This window comes from Klebsiella quasivariicola, assembly GCF_002269255.1.
Classification (GTDB): Bacteria; Pseudomonadota; Gammaproteobacteria; order Enterobacterales; family Enterobacteriaceae; genus Klebsiella; species Klebsiella quasivariicola.
Genome location: NZ_CP022823.1, coordinates 3,185,013 through 3,202,637, shown reverse-complemented (window position 1 = coordinate 3,202,637; position 17,625 = coordinate 3,185,013). Strand labels below are relative to the sequence as shown.

The window sequence follows — 17,625 nt, the reverse complement described above, 5'->3', positions numbered from 1 at the left end:
TGCCACAAGGCCTGGACGTTCTCCTAATCGCGAACGGTTAGCCGCGTGGAAAGCGCACAAACGAACCAGTTTCCGCTATGATGTTCATCTACAAGGAGAAGGAGAGAAAATGCTGTTAATTGCCCGACGAACCGCTCTCGCGGCGGCGCTGCTGCTGATCATGCCCCTTGCCGTCTGGCTGTCTGGCTGGCTGTGGCAGCCAGGGCTGCCGGTCGCCTGGCTGAAAACACTGTGGTGGGTGACAGAAACGGTGACTCAGCCATGGGGGATCATCACGCATGTTGTGCTGTGCGCCTGGTTTCTCTGGTGTCTGCGCTTTCGCCTGCGCGCGGCGCTGATCCTGTTCCTTATCCTCGCCGCCGCCATCCTGGTGGGACAGGGGGCGAAATCCTGGGTCAAGGCGCGAGTCCAGGAGCCGAGACCCTTTGTCATCTGGCTGGAAAACACACGCCAGGTGCCGGTGACGCAATTCTATGCGTTGAAGCGCAAAGAACGCGCTAAACTGGTGCATGAACAGCTGGCACAGGCGCAGGATATCCCGCCCTTTTTACGCAAGCACTGGCAGAAGGAGACCGGGTTTGCCTTCCCGTCTGGTCACACGATGTTCGCCGCCAGCTGGGCGCTGTTAGCTGCCGGGCTGCTGTGGCCGCGTCGGCGCTGGGGCACGATCGCGGTGTTGCTGGTGTGGGCGACGGCGGTGATGGGCAGTCGCCTGGCGCTGGGCATGCACTGGCCATTGGATCTCATCGTCGCTACGCTGATCTCCTGGCTGTTGGTCACCGTGGCCTGCTGGTTGACACAGCGCCTCTGCGGGCCGCTTTCCCCTCCGGGGGAAGAGGCGCAGGATATTAAAAAACGGACAACCGAAGCAGAGTAATGTTGATTTTAGCGGCATCCGACCGCATATCCTGACGAGTTGCCATGCTTTTTCATTCCACCGCTGCGGCGAAAATGATACTTTATAGGGCTGAAAGCGGGCTTTTTTCGCGCAACCCACATAACGGGAAGTCATGTGAAATATTTACTCATTTTCTTACTGGTGTTAGCAATCTTCGTCATTTCAGTGACGCTGGGGGCGCAGAATGACCAACAGGTCACTTTCAACTATTTACTCGCTCAGGGTGAATTCCGCATATCGACGCTGCTGGCGGTGCTGTTTGCCGCGGGCTTTGCCATCGGCTGGCTGATCTGCGGCCTGTTCTGGCTGCGGGTGCGTGTCTCGCTGGCGCGCGCGGAGCGTAAAATTAAGCGCCTTGAGCATCAGATTGCCCCCGTCAGTCCGGCCACTGCCGTCGCAGGCGTGCCTGCCGTGAAGGAATAACCTCTTATGCTGGAGTTGTTGTTTCTGCTTTTACCCGTTGCCGCCGCTTACGGCTGGTATATGGGCCGCAGAAGTGCACAACAGTCCAAACAGGACGATGCGAGCCGCCTGTCACGTGATTACGTGGCGGGGGTAAACTTCCTGCTCAGTAACCAGCAGGATAAGGCCGTCGACCTGTTCCTTGATATGCTGAAAGAGGATACCGGCACCGTCGAGGCGCACCTGACGCTCGGTAACCTGTTCCGTTCCCGCGGCGAAGTTGACCGCGCGATCCGTATTCATCAGAGCCTGATGGAAAGCGCATCCTTAACCTACGATCAGCGCCTGCTGGCGGTGCAACAGCTGGGGCGCGACTATATGGCCGCCGGGTTGTACGATCGCGCGGAAGACATGTTTAAGCAGCTGGTGGATGAGACCGATTTCCGTCTCGGCGCGTTGCAGCAGCTGCTGCAGATCTATCAGGCGACCAGCGACTGGCAGTCGGCGATTGAAGTGGCTGAACGACTGGTGAAGCTGGGTAAAGAGAAACATCGTGGCGAGATCGCCAACTTCTGGTGCGAGCTGGCCCTGCAGCAGATGGCGGCCAACGATCTGGATAAGGCGATGGCCCTGCTGAAAAAAGGTGCCGCCGCGGACCGCAACAGCGCCCGGGTGTCGATCATGATGGGTCGGGTGTGGATGGAAAAGGGTGACTACGCCAAAGCGGTGGAAAGCCTTGAACGGGTTATCGATCAGGATAAAGAGCTGGTGGGAGAGACGCTGGAGATGCTGCAGACCTGCTACCAGCAGCTTGGCAAAGCCGAGGAGTGGGAGGCTTTCCTGCGGCGCTGCGTCGAAGAGAACACCGGGGCGACTGCCGAACTGATGCTGGCGCAAATTCTCGAGCAACGGGAAGGGGTTGAAGCGGCGCAAAATTATGTGACCCGTCAGCTGGAACGTCACCCGACCATGCGTGTCTTCCATAAGTTGATGGACTACCATCTCAACGAGGCGGAAGAAGGGCGGGCGAAAGAAAGCCTGGGGGTGCTGCGAAACATGGTTGGCGAGCAGGTGCGCAGCAAACCGCGTTACCGCTGCCAGAAATGCGGCTTTACGGCGCATACTCTTTACTGGCATTGCCCATCCTGCCGCTCCTGGGCAACCATCAAACCGATTCGCGGCCTCGATGGCCAATAGGGTCAAAAAAAAGCCGCTAATTAGTTACAACATCCTTATCGGTTTTTTCGGCTTTATCGTCTGTGACCCCGGCAGCGCCATCGTTCGACCAGCGCAAATACAGCGGCCTGTCATTTTGTTAGCATCACAGGTAGAATGCTGCCCGTTTACCTTTTTTGCGCCGCTCAGGCGCCCATCAACACTAAGGTCTGGTCATGACGTCTACAGCTATCACATCTTCCCGCGCTGTCACTTCCTCTCCCGTTGTGGTTGCGCTTGACTATGATAATCGCGATAAAGCGCTGGCATTTGTCGACCGCATCGACCCGCTCGACTGCCGTCTGAAGGTGGGTAAAGAGATGTTCACCCTGCTGGGGCCGCAGTTTGTACGCGAGCTGCATCAGCGCGGGTTTGAGGTATTCCTTGACCTTAAGTTTCATGATATTCCCAACACTACCGCCCGTGCGGTGGCGGCAGCGGCGGAGCTGGGCGTATGGATGGTGAATGTCCATGCCTCCGGCGGGGCGCGAATGATGACCGCCGCGCGGGAAGCGCTGCTGCCGTTTGGAAAAGATGCGCCGCTGCTCATCGCTGTCACGGTGCTCACCAGCATGGAAGCCAGCGACCTGCAGGATCTGGGCATTACCTTATCCCCGGCGGACTATGCGGCGAAGCTGGCGGCGCTCACTCAGCGCTGCGGCCTGGACGGGGTGGTGTGTTCAGCTCAGGAGGCAGTGCGCTTCAAACAGGAGCTGGGGCAGGCGTTTAAACTGGTGACCCCGGGGATCCGTCCGCAGGGCAGCGACGCTGGCGATCAGCGGCGGATCATGACCCCTGAGCAGGCCCAGCAAGCCGGGGTGGATTATATGGTGATTGGTCGGCCGGTAACGCAGTCGGCCGATCCTGCCGCAACGCTGCGGGCGATCAACGTCTCGTTGTCAAAGGAGGCATAATGAGCGATTCCAATAGCCGCCTGGTTTACTCCACGGAATCCGGGCGTATCGACGAGGCAAAACCGGCGCCAGTGCGCCCTAAAGGCGATGGCATTGTACGTATCCAGCGTCAGACCAGCGGTCGCAAGGGCAAAGGCGTCTGCCTGATTAGCGGCATTGATGCCGATGATGCTGCGCTAACGGCCCTGGCGGCAGAGCTGAAAAAGAAATGTGGTTGCGGCGGCGCGGTGAAAGATGGCGTGATCGAGATTCAGGGCGATAAACGCGATTTACTCAAATCGCTGCTCGAGGCGAAAGGGATGAAGGTCAAGTTAGCCGGCGGTTGAGCACTATTTCTGCAATATTTAAATCTTCTGCTCAAATAACAAGGCCGCGGTGAAAGCCGCGGCCTTGAATCATTTTACGTGCGTAAGTCAATTCGTGTGAATTATTCTTTTATTTGGTCAGGTAATTATATTATTTGCCGACCTGGTGACCAATAATACCACCGACTGCTGCCCCGCCCAGGGTACCGAGCGCGCTACCGTCAGTTAACACTGCCCCACCGATGGCGCCCGCGCCAGCACCGATTGCGGTGTTGCGATCGCGTTTGGACATGTTAGAGCAAGCGCTCAGAGACATTGCTACAGTGACAGCCAGAACGACAGCAGCCATTTTTTTGCTCGTTGAAGTCATCATTTTTTTTCTCCTGAATAATCTATTCATGGATACAACGCTCCTTTAAGCATAGCCTGATATAGCAGCTTTAGGGCAATACCATGAAGTTAGGGTGCGCAGGTTTCACGAAAATCACGCAGGTGATAGTCACTTCCTGTTATATCGCTAATAATAATTTTACTTTTTTTAAAATTTATCGTCAGGTAAAAAATCTTAATTAACGGCTCGGAATACTCTCAGAGCGCCAGAACACCCCGTCCGCTGCTATCGTGTGGAGCGGGGTGAGAGATTGTCAGGTGTGAGGGACGATATCGACGAGAAGACCGCTGCGGATCAGCTGATCGCGGCACGCGGTCGGCAGCCGATCGTCGGTGATCACGCGATTAAAGCGGCCGGCGGGCCCCAGTGGATAGGGGTGAACCGCGCTGAATTTAGAGCTGTCGCTGAGGATGATTGCCTCGCAATGTTTTTCCAGCACGGCGTTTACCACATCCGCACGCATCATATCGCGGCCGGTAAAGCCGGTGTCTGCTTGCCAGCCATCGATCCCAATGAAGGCTTTACTGAAATGCACCTGCTGAATGAACTGGCGGGTCAAGGGGCCTACCATGCTCTCACTGCGTTTCTGGTATATCCCGCCCAGCAGGATCACCTCTCCCGGCGTCTCTTTCAACAGGTGGGCAATATAGCTGCTGACGGTGATAATGGTGATATCTCCCCGTTCAGCCAGGGTGCGCGCCAGCAGGGCGTTGCTGCTCCCGTTTTCGATAAACACGGTTTCGCCGGCGTTTACCAGCGCCGCTGCCCGGCTGGCCAGCTCACGCTTAATGGCAAAATGAGTCATCATGCGGGTTTCGACATCTTCGCTGTCCAGCGGGACGGCATAACCATGGGTGCGGCGCAGATAGCTCTGCTTCTCCAGCAGATTCAGGTCCTGGCGAATAGTGACCTCTGAGACACCGGTCATCTTCGCCAGATCGGCGACGCTCATGCGGCCTTTATCGATGACCACTTGCAAAATACTTTGTTGTCGGGCGTTCATAGCAACATCACTGTTAGGGGGCTATTTGGCGAGCAACCGGAATGAAAAGCCGGTTGCAGAATAGGTGATAATCAGATTTCCCAGGGCGCTTTGGGCTGGTTTTGTTGCTCCGCGTCGTCCGCCGCCAGCGCCAGCAGCTCTGCTTTGAGGATCTCCAGATTATGGATTGCAGAGTGATAATCACCGGCAACCAGAATATCCAGCACGGTATCGATACGTTGAGCGAGCAGGTGGGCATTCACATCTGACATGGCATTATCCTGGTAACAAAAACGAATGAAATCAATGATGCTAAAAAAGAGTGAAAAAGAGAAGCGAAAAAAACGCACAACCTTAATCGGCGCGACGGAAATAGCTGGATGGAGAGGAAAGAAGCAGCGGTTCCCGCAGGAACCGCTGAGATGACACGTCAGACTGCCGGACGCGCAATAATGCTGCGGGTTTCCATGCGGACTTCGGCGATGGTGACATCGATAACGTCGGTGACTTTGTAAACCACTTCGCCCTTGATCTGCACGGTGCCGTTCTCCTGGCTGCACACCAGTTCATCGCGTACGGCGTGAAGGAACGGGGCCGGAATAAAGGCAACCGCGCCATTGTCCACCAGACGTACGCGCATCCCGCCGCGGCTGACGTCGATAATCTCCGCGGCAAAGCGGGTATCGGTCCCGGCTTTGTCGTTGAGGAAACGGGCATACAGCCAGTCAGCGACATCGCGTTCCGCCATGCGGTTAAGACGACGGCGCTCCGCCATCTGCACGGTGGCTTCATCCTGCGGACGCGCAATGGTCTCACCTTTGATGATGGCCTTCAGCAGACGATGGTTAATCATGTCGCCATACTTACGGATCGGCGAAGTCCAGGTGGCGTAAGCTTCAAGCCCAAGACCAAAGTGCGGACCCGGCTCGGTGCTGATTTCCGCAAACGACTGGAAGCGGCGAATGCGGCTGTCGAGGAAACCGGTCGGCTGAGCGTCCAGTTCACGGCGCAGTTTACAGAACCCTTCGAGAGTCAGGACTTCCGCCGGGTCGACGTGCACGTCGTGGGTTTTCAGCAGGGCGGCCAACTGTTCGGTATTCGCCGGGTCGAAGCCGGTATGGACGTTATAAACGCCGAAGCCGAGCTTGTCGCGCAGAACGCGTGCGGCACAGATGTTGGCGGCGATCATCGACTCTTCAACAATGCGGTTGGCAATACGGCGCGGTTCCGCGACGATGTCCAGCACTTCGCCTTTTTCGCCGAGGACGAAACGGTAGTCCGGACGGTCTTTAAATACCAGTGCATGGGTCTGACGCCATTCGCTACGACGTTGGCACACGTCCTTCAGCAGCGTAATTTGCTGGGCGATCGCCTCACTGCCCGGCTGCCAGCTGCCGCGGCCTTCCAGCCAGTCAGAAACATCGTCATAGGCCAGCTTGGCTTTTGATTCGATGGTGGCGGCAAAGAACGCGATGTTGTCTTCAATGGTGCCATCGGCTGCCAGGGTCATCTGACAAGCCAGTACCGGGCGCACTTCGTTGGCACGCAGCGAGCACAGATCGTCTGACAGCTCGCGCGGCAGCATCGGAATATTGAAGCCCGGCAGGTAGTTGGTAAAGGCGCGTACTTTTGCGGCGTTATCCAGCTTACTACCTTCGGCAATCCAGGCGGTCGGGTCGGCAATGGCGACCGTCAGCAGCAGTTTGCCGTCGGCGGCGGACTCAGCATACAGCGCATCGTCCATATCTTCGGTGCTGGCGCTGTCGATGGTGACGAAGTCGAGGGCGGTTAAATCGCGGCGGGTCAGCCCTTCGTCAAGCATCTCAGTGGCGACGCCGTCCGGCGCCTCTTTTTCCAGATTATGGCGCGCCAGCGTTACCCACCAGGGGACGAAGTGGTCGTCGCTAAAGGTGATAAACTGGGTCAGCTCCGCGTAAAACCCGCGATCGCCTTTTAAGGGATGACGGCGCATCTCGGCGACGGCCCAGTCACCCTGTTTGAAATCGTGCTCAACGCCACGGGCGGCGCGGCAGGGAATGGCGTCTTTCAGCAGCGGATGGTCAGGAACGATAGCGAGGCGGTCGTCTTTCTTCTGGACTTTACCGACGAAACGGGTCAGGAAGGGCTCAACCAGGGTTTCTGGTTCGGCGCTTTCGCGATCTTTTTCAGAATGGATCACCGCGACGATACGGTCGCCATGCATCACTTTTTTCATCTGCGGCGGCGGAATGAAGTAGCTCTTCTGAGCGTCCACTTCGAGGAAGCCAAAGCCCTTTTCCGTGCCCTTAACGACCCCTTCCGCGCGCGGCGTCTGGGAATGCAGTTGCTGTTTAAGCTGCGCTAGCAGCGGGTTATCCTGAAACATAATTAGGTATTTTCGTGGCTAAAAGAGCGGCTGACATTTTTACGCGAATATGCCTGCCGCAGCAAGCGCTGTTTCAGCAATTTACGTCTGCTGACGCACATTGCCGAGGGCGATTTTCAGACGATTCATCCAGCCGCACAACCCGCTCCAGGTTAACAAATCGATTGCCTGTTCCGCAGAAAGTCCATATTCCGCGAGGGGGGTTAGCTGAGCGGCGCTAAACCGGTCTGGCGAGCGGGTCAACAACTGGACCGCGGTGACGAGCGCACGCGACTGAGGGTGCCGGTTAAGCCAGCGCTGGAGCGCAAGCTCGCCTTGCCGCAGATGGCTGGCAAAATCCTCTTCGTCTTGCCAGCGATTAAGCCAGGCGTCAAAACAGGTGGCGCTGCCGTTGGTACGCGCCGTGAGTAGGGCGATCTGCGGGCCAAAGGCATCGTCAGTACTGAGCTGGCGGATCAATGTCTCCAGAGGCGCGATCAACAGCGGGTCGCAGGCCAGCAGGGGGGCTAATTCGCCGAGGCCAGGTAGCGACTGCCAGCTGGCGATGCGCCGCTGGCGCTCATCATCGGCGTACTGCAGGTCAGGATCGTCAAGGTCGCTTTGCCACTCACCCGTCGGGGAAGTGAACAGGTCGGCGGGCGCCTCCTCTTGCTGAGGCATACCGGGGATCCAGCGCACCGGGAAGCCCAGCGCCGCCTGCAGGACGGCAATTGCCCGGGCCTGGAAGCCGACGAAACCAATAATCTGGTTGATCAAAATAATATCCCGGCTGGTTAAACCGACTTCATCCAGCTGGCTGCGGGAGAGGGCGTTAATCACAGAGGGAGAACCGGCAAGCTGACGAGCGTATTGCGTGATCTGCGCCAGGCGGCGGTTGCTCTCGCGCGAAGAGTCAGGACCCGGCAGGGGCGCCAGGCGGGCAGCGTAGTGGTTACACAAGCGCTGGACGCCGTAAACCTGAGCAACAGTCAGCGCGGTGCTCAGGCGATCGTAGGCGGTAAAGGTTTGCAGGCGGCTGACAGTCACCTGATCGGGAAACAGCAGTCCGGCCAGCTGGCGAGCGGGGTGTAACCAGCCAGCATGAGTAGATAACCAGGCGTCCGGCAGCGTCAGGTCCAGCAAAAAGCGGTCTTCAACATGGGCGGCTTCGGGGACAAGCGGCAGGACATCCACCGGGCAGATTGTTGACTGGGTTTCGTGATACCAGTGGTTTTTGCCATTCACGCGGCGTGGCTCCATGGGCTTTCCTTGTTCGGTATGTGGCGAACCGCCGTTCCGCGGATCGTTTATGCAGAACTATCCTGGCGTAACCCGGAAGCCGGAGAAAATATTGATACGTGCTAACAAATAGCCGATTGGAATAACAGAGGGAGCGCGATGCGAAGGGGAAGGGGGAACCCTCCTCACCGGGGCGAGGAGGGCAAGGAACTTATTTCAGTTCCAGCTCGTTCATGGCGGCGATATTGAACCCGCCGTCAACGTGAACGACTTCACCGGAGATACCCGCGGACAGGTTAGAGCACAGGAAGGCTGCGCTGTTGCCCACATCTTCAATGGTGACAGTGCGACGGATCGGGGTGACCGCTTCGCAGTGGGCCAGCATTTTACGGAAATCTTTGATACCGGACGCGGCCAGCGTACGGATCGGACCGGCAGAGATGGCGTTGACGCGAACGCCTTCCGGACCCATGGCGTTAGCCATATAGCGGACGTTAGCTTCCAGAGAAGCTTTGGCCAGACCCATCACGTTGTAGTTCGGGATCGCGCGCTCTGCGCCCAGGTAGGAGAGCGTCAGCAGAGCCGAGCCCGGGTTCAGCATAGTACGGCAGGCTTTAGCCATCGCCACAAAGCTGTAGGTGCTGATGTCGTGCGCGATTTTAAAGCCGTCGCGAGTGACAACGTCAACGTAGTCGCCGTCTAACTGGTCAGCCGGGGCAAAACCGATAGAGTGGACGAAACCATCGAATTTTGGCCAGACTTTTTCCAGCTCGGTGAACAGCGCGGTGATGCTCTCATCTTCAGCAACGTCGCACGGCAACACAATGTCAGAACCCAGCGCGGCAGCAAATTCCTCTACGCGACCTTTCAGTTTTTCGTTCTGATAGGTGAATGCCAGTTCCGCGCCTTCACGGTGCATTGCCTGCGCAATACCGTAGGCGATGGACAGTTTGCTGGCGACGCCAGTGATCAAAATGCGCTTACCGGAAAGAAAACCCATAGCTTTAATCCTTATCGTTATTGCTTATTTTTACTTTAACAATCATAACGTTAACATTGTTATTTCAAAATAACTCAAATTTAGCCGGGAATTATATCCCACTGACGACCCCTTGTGTCACGATATTTTTCAGCCGGCCCGCGGCGTACAGGGCAAAAGCGTATCGCGATAGCTCCAGTATACCCTCTCTCCTGACGATTATTTGAGCGCGATCTCCGCCAGCAGCAGGCGTCCATGGCTGCCCAGGGGACGCAGATCTCCCGGCGATTCACCGCGCCAGCAGAGGCCGCTACCGGCGGCGCAGCGCCGCCCGGCCAGATCCCACTCGCCCTGCAGCACATAAGCGACCCCGTCGGTGGCCGGGTGTTGCGGCGAGCTCACCATTTGCACCGTTGCCGATGCTCGCCCGCGCTGGGTCATGATATTGAAGTCCAGCCCCGGCTCAACGATCCCGACGCTGGACAGCGCCCATTCCCCGGGGAACGCCCACGGCTGCCAGAGCGCCAGCGGCTGGTTGATATTCTCGCCACACAGCCGTAACGGCTGTCCCGCCAGCAGGGTGATCACCCGGTCAACGCCTGGGAAAGGGGAGAAAGGACCATCCGCCTGCAGAGTGGCGATGCTGGCTCGCCAGAGAAAGGGGGCATCTGGCGCGGGTACGCAGATGATTTCGCGCGTTTCTCCGCCGCCGTTTTTCCACGGCGTGACGGGGAGCGACGCAAGTTGAAAAGGGACCATCATGGGTAGCACACCTTCGTTAATTGCTTCTGACGCCAAGGATAAACGCCGCCTTGACGTTATTTAGTAACCTTTTGCAATACAAATATTTTACATATTCGTCACAAAATGAGAGTGCATGCAAGGCGGAGTATTGTCAATGCTTGTATATACATGATCGGTTGAGTGAGGTGACATTAACAATTTCAGTGAGGAACCTATGTCTTCGTTTTCATCTACAGACGGGCAGTCAAAGAGCAATTATGCTGGAATGAGTGAAACGCGGTCGATTGATTACATTCCGGAAAGCGAACGGCATGGACACCCTTTTAGCCAGTTCACCCTGTGGTTTGGCGGCAATCTGCAAATTACGGCAATTGTCACCGGCGCTTTAGCCGTTGTGCTGGGCGGCGACGTCGTGTGGTCGTTGATCGGGCTTCTGGTCGGTCAGATGCTGGGGGCGGCGGTGATGTCGCTACATGCGCTGCAGGGACCGCGACTCGGACTGCCGCAAATGATCCTTAGCCGCGCCCAGTTTGGCGTTTTTGGCGCGGTGGTGCCGCTGGTGCTGGTTTGCGTCATGTATATCGGTTTTTCTGCCAGCGGTACCGTACTGGCCGGGCAGGCAATGGCCAAACTGCTGAAGATCAGCCATGTGGCCGGGATGCTGATATTCAGTGCGATTATTATTGTTATCGCCGTCCTCGGTTATAAAGTGATCCACAAACTGGGCAAACTGGCGAGTATCGTCGGTATTCTGGCCTTCGTTTATATGTTCATCACGCTGCTACTCTCGGCCGATCTCAGTGCGCTTGCGCGCAATAACCATTTTTCGCTGCCGACGTTTTTGTTAGCCGTATCGCTCTCTTCATCGTGGCAGATCGCCTTTTGCCCCTATGTTTCCGACTATTCGCGCTACCTGCCACGCAATGTCTCCGCCATAAAAACGTGCTGCTCGGTGTTTTTCGGCACCGTGTTGGGCACCCAAACGTCGATGACGCTGGGCGTACTGACGGCGGCCATTGCCGGCAGCGCGTTCCCTGGTCACGAGGTGAGCTATCTGGTGGGATTAGGTAAGAGCCAGGCTATGGCCATGATTATCTATTTCGCCATCTGCTTTGGTAAAATTACCTTTACTACCCTGAATGCCTACGGCAGCTTTATGTCGCTGACCACCATTGTTTCCGCCTTCCGCCGACAGACCGTGCTGTCGCAAGCGTGCCGCATTGCATTCGTGGTGCTGATGGTGGCGGCTTCCTGTATTATCGCGCTGCTTAGCGAGCCCGCTTTCTTAAAGCATTTCACGCATTTTCTTCTGTTCCTGCTGGCGTTCTTCGTGCCGTGGAGCGCCATCTGTCTAACGGATTACTACCTTATCTCGAAAGGGGCCCTCGATATTCCGGCGCTAAGCGACCCGCATCAACGCTACGGTTTCTGGAACCTGTACGCGATTAGCCTGTATATCGTCGGTGTGCTGATCCAGTTGCCGTTCATTGAGAACCCGTTGTTCCATGGTTCGCTCACGTGGATCTTCGCCGGTAACGATGTGTCATGGATGATTGGCTGGTTTGGTACCGGGGGGCTTTACTACGCGCTGCGCCGCTTTGACCGCCGGTCGCTGCCGGCGCAGAGTCTCTTCCCTACCACCTGAATGACAGGGGCGGCGTAAGAGGCGCCCCTGCTGGTCCTTGCGAGCTATTTCCCGTCTTTACGCCAGGCGTCGGCGGTGAGGGCTTCACCAAAGTGGCCGGCGATCAGGCGTCGGGTCAGGTCGTGCAGCGGCGAAGCCAGCACATCGGCGGTGCTGCCGCGCTCGACCACTTCCCCGTTATGCATCACCAGCACCTGATCGCTGATGTGCTTCATCATTCCCAGGTGCTGAGTGACATAGATATAGGAGATGCCCTGTTTCTCCTGCAGTTCCAGCATCAGGTTGATGAGCTGGGAGCGCATCGACATATCCAGCGAGGCCAGCGCCTCATCACAGACGATGACCTTCGGCCGCAGGATCAGCGCCCTGGCGAGGCCGAGACGCTGCTTCTGACCGGGCGCCAGCATATGAGGGTAATAGCTGACGTGGTCCGGCAGCAGACCGACCATGCGCAGGGTGTCGATAATCTGTTTCTGCCGCGCTTCAGCGTCGAGATCGGTATTCAGCCGCAGCGGGAAATCGAGGATCTGCGAGATACGCTGGCGCGGGTTCAGCGAGGTCGACGGATCCTGAAAGATCATGCGAATCTTCTGGCTGCGGTAGGAGTAATCCCCGAAAGTTAGCGGATGGTCGTCGATGAGCAGCTCGCCGCTGGTGGGCTCCACCATGCCCGCCAGCATCTTCGCGAGCGTCGATTTTCCGGAGCCGTTCTCGCCAATAATCGCCAGCGTCTGCCGTTCGCGCAGCGTGAAGCTCAGCGGCTTAACCGCCTCCACCGTCTGGCGGTGAAACCAGCCGGTGCGGTAGCGAAAGGTCTTACTGAGTTGGCGAACTTCCAGCAATGTTTCGACCATTTCACTCTTTCTCCATGTTCAGCGGGAAATGACAGGCGTACAGATGGTTGCGCGCCCCGGTAAGACGCGGCGTTTCGATACACTCGCGCTGGGCGTACGGGCAGCGCGGCCCCAGCCGACAGCCGATGGGCAACTGCTCCAGCAGCGGGATCGCTCCCGGCAGGGTGTTGAGGCGGCTTTTATGCGGCATGGCGCTGCCAAAATCCGGGATCGCGCGGATTAACGCCTGGGTGTAGGGGTGATGTGGGAGGGTGATCAGCTCTTCGCTGGGCCCGCTCTCTACCGTTTGCCCGCAGTACATGACGTTGATTTTATCCGCCCATTTGCTGAGCATTTGCAGGTCGTGGCTGATCAGCAAGATGGTGGTGTTGTTGTTCTGGTTGAGCCGCGTCAGCAGGCGAATAATCTGCGCCTGGGTGGTCGGCTCCATGGCGTTGGTCGGCTCGTCGGCGATCAGCAGGCGCGGCTGGTTGGCCAGGGCAATGGCGATCATCACCTTCTGGCACTCGCCCTCGGTCAGCTGATAGGGGAAGCTGCGCATCGCGTCTTTGTGATCTTTAATGCCCACCCGGTGCAACAGCTCGATGGCCCGGCGCTTGCGCCAGCCCAGCCGCTGCCACCAGCGCCCCTTGTAGGTCCAGCCTGGGATACTCTGAATCAGCTGCTGGCCGATGCGCTCAGAGGGATCGAGACAGGACTGCGGCTCCTGGAAAATCATCGACACATTATGGCCGATCAGTTTCCGCCGCTCGCGGTTCGACAGCCGCAGCAGGTCGATGTCATCGAACCGCATGCGGTCGGCGGTGACCCGCCAGTTGTCTTTGGTGACGCCGCAGATAGCTTTGGCGATCAGGCTTTTTCCGGAACCGGATTCACCCACCAGGCCGCGGATTTCGCCTTCGGTCAGGGTCAGGCTGACGCGATCGACGGCCTTTACCCAACCTTCGTTGGTTTTAAATTCGATGGTTAAGTGACGAATATCGAGTAACGGCATTATTGAACCCCGGCAATGATCGCCCGGCGAATACCGTCGCCCAGCAGGTTGACCAGCAGTACGCTGAGCATGATCGCCGCCCCGGGCAGCATGACGGTCCACGGCGCCACATAGATAAGCTCCAGCGCATCGCCCAGCATGGCTCCCCATTCTGGCGAAGGCAGCTGGGCGCCGAGGTCAAGAAAGCCCAGCGCAGCAATATCAAGAATAGCCATCGACAGGGCGCGGGTGATCTCGGTTACCAGGCCGGAGGCAATATTGGGCAGGATGGCAAACAGCAGAATATTCAGCGTCGACGCGCCATCGAGGCGGGCGGCGATAATGTACTCTTTCTCCAGCTCGTCGTGGACCATGCTGTAAACCGAGCGCACCATCCGCGGCAGCAGCGCCAGCCAGACGGCGAACATGGCATGGCTGAGATGCGGTCCGGCAAAGGCGACGACGATAATCGCCAGCAGCAGCGACGGGATGGAGAGCAGGGTATCGAGGATATGGTTCATCACCGCCGAGCGCAGGCCGTGGGTTGAACCGGCAATCACGCCCAGCACCAGGCCAAACAGCGTGGCGCCGAGGGTGACGACAAAGGCCCCGCCAACGGTCGGCGCCGCGCCGCTCAGCAGCCGGCTCAGCACATCGCGGCCGAGGTCATCGGTTCCCAGGAAGAAGGAGACTTCACCGTAGCGCGACCATGATGGAGGCAGCAGCTGGTAGCCCAGAAACTGCTGATCGATACCGTAGGGAGCGAACCAGCCGCCGAAGATACAGAGCAGCAGCAGGCCCGCGCAGCCGTACAGGCCGATCATCGCCGTGGTGTCGCCATAGAATTTACGCCATACGGTGCGCAGCGCGCCGGGCGGACGCTTTTCCAGATAAACGCTATCGTAGGGCATACCATTCCTTATGTTTCAGCGGGTTAGCCATGGCACCGAGGATATCGGAAATTACGTTGACAATAATCACCAGCGCGCCAATCACCATGACGCCAGCGGAAATCGCCGCGTAGTCCTGCTGGCGGATGGCGTTGATCAGCCAGCGGCCCAGCCCGGGCCAGCTGAACACCATCTCGGTGATCATCGCCAGGGTGAGCATGGTGGAAAACTGCAGGCCGAGACGCGGGATCACCGGCGGCAGGGCGTTATGCAGTACATGACGCAGTAAAATTTTGCGTCGCGACACGCCGCGGGTGGCGGCCGCTTTTACGTAGTTGGTGTCATACACCTCGCTGGTGCTGATGCGCATCAGGCGGATCACTTCAGTGGTGGGGGCGACCGCCAGGGTCAGCACCGGCAGCACCATATGCCGGGCGGCGCTGACGATCATCTCATGACGCCACGGCGAGTCCGAGAGCCAGGCGTCGATCAGCGCGAAACCGGTGACATTTTTCACCTCATACAGCAGATCGAAGCGGCCTGAGACCGGAAACCAGCCGAGGGTCAGGGAGAAGAAGAGGGTCAGCAGGAGTGCCAGCCAGAAGACCGGGATCGAGAAACCGACCAGCGCAACGGCGCTGATCAGCGTATCGGGCCATTTGTTGCGCATTACGCCGGCGATCATGCCCACCGGAATGCCAATCAGCAGGGCAAAGCCGAAGGCGAGGATGCACAGCTCCATGGTCGCCGGGAACACCTCGCGCAGCTGCTCAGAAATCAGCTGGCCGTTAATGCTGGAGACGCCAAAATCCCAGTGCAGCACCCCTTCAAACCAGAACAGCCACGCATTCCACAGCGAGGCGCCCTGCAGCGGGGCATGAGGGGTGAAATAGCTCAGGCTGAAGCCGACAAAGGTCAGAAAAAAGAGGGTGACCAGCAGCAGCAGCAGGCGGCGCAGGGTAAATATAATCATGGTTTTTTCACCTCTTCGGTTTTCTCCCGCGACACCCCAGCGAACGAAGCGTTACCGAAGGGGCTGAGCACCAGGCCTTTCATATCATAGCGATAAGCCTGTAGCCGCAGCGATGAGGCCAGCGGCAGGACCGGCAGTTCGCGGGCGAGGATCTGCTGCGCCTCTTTGTACGCGTCCATTCGCGAGGCGAGCTGCTGCGAGATCAGCGCTTTTTGCAGCACGTCGTCAAATTCCCGATTACACCAGTGGGCAAAGTTGGTTTGCGAGGCGATCGCCGCGCAGCTCAGCAGCGGACGGAAGAAACTGTCCGGATCGTTACTGTCCGTCGCCCAGCCGGAGAGCGTCAGGTCATGGCTCATATCCATCAGGCGCGCTTCCTGGAATCGCCCCTCTACCGGCACGATGATCACCTTGACGCCAATCTGCGCCATATCCGCCTGGATAAGCTCCGCCGTTTTCAGCGGGCTCGGGTTCCACGCCTGCGAGCTGGTGGGTACCCACAGCTTGAGGGTCAGATTTTCCAGCCCCAGAGCCTTCAGGCGGGCGCGGGCCTCCTGCGGATTGTATTCGGTAATTTTAGCGTCGTTATCGTAGGCCCACGAGGCGCGTGGCAGCATCGAGGCCGCGGTTTCCGCGGTGCCGTAGTAGATGGACTGCATCAGGCGCTGGTTGTTAATGGCCAGCGCGAGGGCATGGCGCACCTGCGGGTTATCCAGCGGCGGCTTGGCGGTGTTGAAAGCCAGCCAGGCAATGTTCATGCCCGGGCGCAGCGTCAGGCGCAGGCGCGGGTCGTCACGCAGGATCGTCAACTGACTGGCGGCAGGCCAGGCCAGCACGTCGCATTCCCCGGTGAGGAGTTTCGACAGACGACCGGTACCACCGGAGCCGAGGTCGACCACCACCTGCGGCATCAACGGCTTACCGCGCCAGTAGCCGGGATGGCGCTGCAGGCGGATGTACTGCCCGGTACGATACTCTGCCAGCTGGAACGGACCGGTGCCGACCGGCTGGCGATCCAGCTGTTCCTGACGGTCATTTTGCGTTAACCGGGCGGCATACTCGGCGGAAGTCACCGATGCATAGTGGGTGGCCAGATGCCAGAGGAACGAGGCGTCCGGTCGCTTAAGGCGAAACTCGACGGTCTGATTATCCAGTTTACGCACACTCTCTACGCTGTCAGCAAACTGCAGGCTGTCGAAGTAGGGGAAACTGCTGCCATTGACGTTGTGCCACGGATGGTCGCGGTTAAAAATACGGCCAAAGGTAAAAATCACATCATCAGCGTTGAAATCCCGGGTCGGGGTAAACCACGCTGTGCGCTGAAACGGGACATGACGACGCAGGTGAAAACGGTAGGTGGCGCCGTTATCAAGGACTTCCCAGCTCTCCGCCAGCTCGGGTACCAGCCGGTAGGTATAGGGGTCGACGTCAAGCAGGCGATCATAGATCTGCGCCGCCAGCGTATCGACGATCAGTCCGCTGCTGACTTTTTGCGGATTAAAGGTATTCACCTGGCCGCTGACGCAATAGACGAAACCGCTATCGCGGATATCGGCGCGGTCGGGAAGCGCAGGGGCGGCAAAAGCCTGTCCACACAGCAGGGAAACGGCTGCCAGGAGAGATGACAATTTCAGGCGCATATTTTCTGTTTGATTATAGAGTTGAACTCTATCTTATTAAGATTAATAGACATTCACCACCGCCTTCAACAAGCCTGAGGGATAATGCGGTTACCGGGTGCGTATAGTATTCAGTCAATTGATTAAAATAGTCGCGGAACCGAGTCTGTATAGTGAAACATGGTAACTTTTTATCGCCGATATCGCCAGTCAGGTCTGTTTGGCTGCGGTTTGCTCGCCTGTTTAGCAGGCGCTGAG

General features: G+C 57.9%; 18 protein-coding genes. 6 read left to right on the top strand and 12 right to left on the bottom strand.

Annotation, left to right across the window (positions count from 1 at the left end; all coding sequences use genetic code 11):
• Positions 1-109 precede the first annotated feature (109 nt).
• The 5 genes from pgpB to yciH all read left to right on the top strand — a co-directional run bounded on the left by pgpB (position 110) and on the right by yciH (position 3,755).
• Positions 110-877 (top strand): phosphatidylglycerophosphatase B, encoded by a 768-nt coding sequence (gene pgpB, locus B8P98_RS15960; RefSeq protein ID WP_025714306.1) that lies wholly within the window; start codon positions 110-112, stop codon positions 875-877.
• Positions 878-1,012: 135 nt separating this feature from the next.
• On the top strand, positions 1,013-1,321 hold the full coding sequence (locus tag B8P98_RS15955; RefSeq protein ID WP_025714307.1) for a LapA family protein: 309 nt from the start codon (positions 1,013-1,015) through the stop codon (positions 1,319-1,321).
• A gap of 6 nt (positions 1,322-1,327) precedes the next feature.
• Entirely contained in the window at positions 1,328-2,497 is a 1,170-nt protein-coding gene (lapB, locus tag B8P98_RS15950) for a lipopolysaccharide assembly protein LapB (protein ID WP_095033218.1), read from the top strand.
• Between the two features lie 194 nt (positions 2,498-2,691).
• Positions 2,692-3,429 carry an orotidine-5'-phosphate decarboxylase gene (gene pyrF / locus B8P98_RS15945; RefSeq protein WP_025714309.1) on the top strand — a complete coding sequence of 246 codons (738 nt, stop codon included), beginning with the start codon at positions 2,692-2,694 and terminating at the stop codon, positions 3,427-3,429.
• Positions 3,429-3,755, top strand: a complete 327-nt coding sequence (gene yciH, locus B8P98_RS15940) for a stress response translation initiation inhibitor YciH (protein WP_025714310.1) — start codon at positions 3,429-3,431, stop codon at positions 3,753-3,755. The genes pyrF and yciH overlap by 1 nt, the downstream gene beginning before the upstream one ends.
• A gap of 130 nt (positions 3,756-3,885) precedes the next feature.
• On the opposite strand, the gene osmB is transcribed toward yciH, so the two are convergent.
• From osmB to B8P98_RS15905, 7 genes are all read right to left on the bottom strand, one after another.
• Entirely contained in the window at positions 3,886-4,104 is a 219-nt protein-coding gene (osmB, locus tag B8P98_RS15935; protein WP_002901783.1) for an osmotically-inducible lipoprotein OsmB, read from the bottom strand.
• 274 nt (positions 4,105-4,378) lie between these two features.
• Positions 4,379-5,128, bottom strand: coding sequence for a DNA-binding transcriptional regulator YciT (gene yciT, locus B8P98_RS15930; RefSeq protein ID WP_025714311.1), 750 nt, complete (start codon positions 5,126-5,128; stop codon positions 4,379-4,381).
• Between the two features lie 71 nt (positions 5,129-5,199).
• On the bottom strand, positions 5,200-5,379 hold the full coding sequence (locus B8P98_RS15925; protein WP_002901786.1) for a YciZ family protein: 180 nt from the start codon (positions 5,377-5,379) through the stop codon (positions 5,200-5,202).
• A gap of 158 nt (positions 5,380-5,537) precedes the next feature.
• On the bottom strand, positions 5,538-7,472 hold the full coding sequence (locus B8P98_RS15920; protein ID WP_025714312.1) for an exoribonuclease II: 1,935 nt from the start codon (positions 7,470-7,472) through the stop codon (positions 5,538-5,540).
• A gap of 81 nt (positions 7,473-7,553) precedes the next feature.
• Entirely contained in the window at positions 7,554-8,711 is a 1,158-nt protein-coding gene (locus B8P98_RS15915) for a CMD domain-containing protein (protein WP_095033217.1), read from the bottom strand.
• A gap of 190 nt (positions 8,712-8,901) precedes the next feature.
• Positions 8,902-9,690, bottom strand: a complete 789-nt coding sequence (fabI, locus tag B8P98_RS15910) for an enoyl-ACP reductase FabI (RefSeq protein WP_095033216.1) — start codon at positions 9,688-9,690, stop codon at positions 8,902-8,904.
• A gap of 198 nt (positions 9,691-9,888) precedes the next feature.
• Entirely contained in the window at positions 9,889-10,431 is a 543-nt protein-coding gene (locus B8P98_RS15905; protein WP_025714315.1) for a HutD/Ves family protein, read from the bottom strand.
• Positions 10,432-10,678: 247 nt separating this feature from the next.
• On the opposite strand from B8P98_RS15905, the gene B8P98_RS15900 reads away from it, so the two are divergent.
• Positions 10,679-12,058, top strand: coding sequence for a purine-cytosine permease family protein (locus B8P98_RS15900; RefSeq protein WP_025714316.1), 1,380 nt, complete (start codon positions 10,679-10,681; stop codon positions 12,056-12,058).
• A gap of 44 nt (positions 12,059-12,102) precedes the next feature.
• Here the strand turns inward: B8P98_RS15900 and sapF are convergent, their stop codons facing one another.
• From sapF to sapA, 5 genes are read right to left on the bottom strand one after another with little or no spacing between them, the layout of a single operon-like run.
• A complete protein-coding gene (gene sapF / locus B8P98_RS15895; RefSeq protein WP_004140269.1) occupies positions 12,103-12,912 on the bottom strand; it encodes a putrescine export ABC transporter ATP-binding protein SapF in 810 nt (269 codons plus the stop codon).
• 1 nt (position 12,913) lies between these two features.
• Positions 12,914-13,906 (bottom strand): putrescine export ABC transporter ATP-binding protein SapD, encoded by a 993-nt coding sequence (gene sapD / locus B8P98_RS15890; RefSeq protein ID WP_023289349.1) that lies wholly within the window; start codon positions 13,904-13,906, stop codon positions 12,914-12,916.
• Positions 13,906-14,796 carry a putrescine export ABC transporter permease SapC gene (gene sapC, locus B8P98_RS15885; protein WP_025714317.1) on the bottom strand — a complete coding sequence of 297 codons (891 nt, stop codon included), beginning with the start codon at positions 14,794-14,796 and terminating at the stop codon, positions 13,906-13,908. Before sapC ends, sapD begins: the two co-directional genes overlap by 1 nt.
• Positions 14,783-15,748: a putrescine export ABC transporter permease SapB gene (sapB, locus tag B8P98_RS15880; RefSeq protein ID WP_025714713.1), complete on the bottom strand. Its 966-nt coding sequence runs from the start codon at positions 15,746-15,748 to the stop codon at positions 14,783-14,785. Before sapB ends, sapC begins: the two co-directional genes overlap by 14 nt.
• Positions 15,745-17,388, bottom strand: a complete 1,644-nt coding sequence (gene sapA, locus B8P98_RS15875) for an ABC transporter substrate-binding protein SapA (RefSeq protein WP_080897192.1) — start codon at positions 17,386-17,388, stop codon at positions 15,745-15,747. The genes sapB and sapA overlap by 4 nt, the downstream gene beginning before the upstream one ends.
• Between the last annotated feature and the right edge of the window lie 237 nt (positions 17,389-17,625).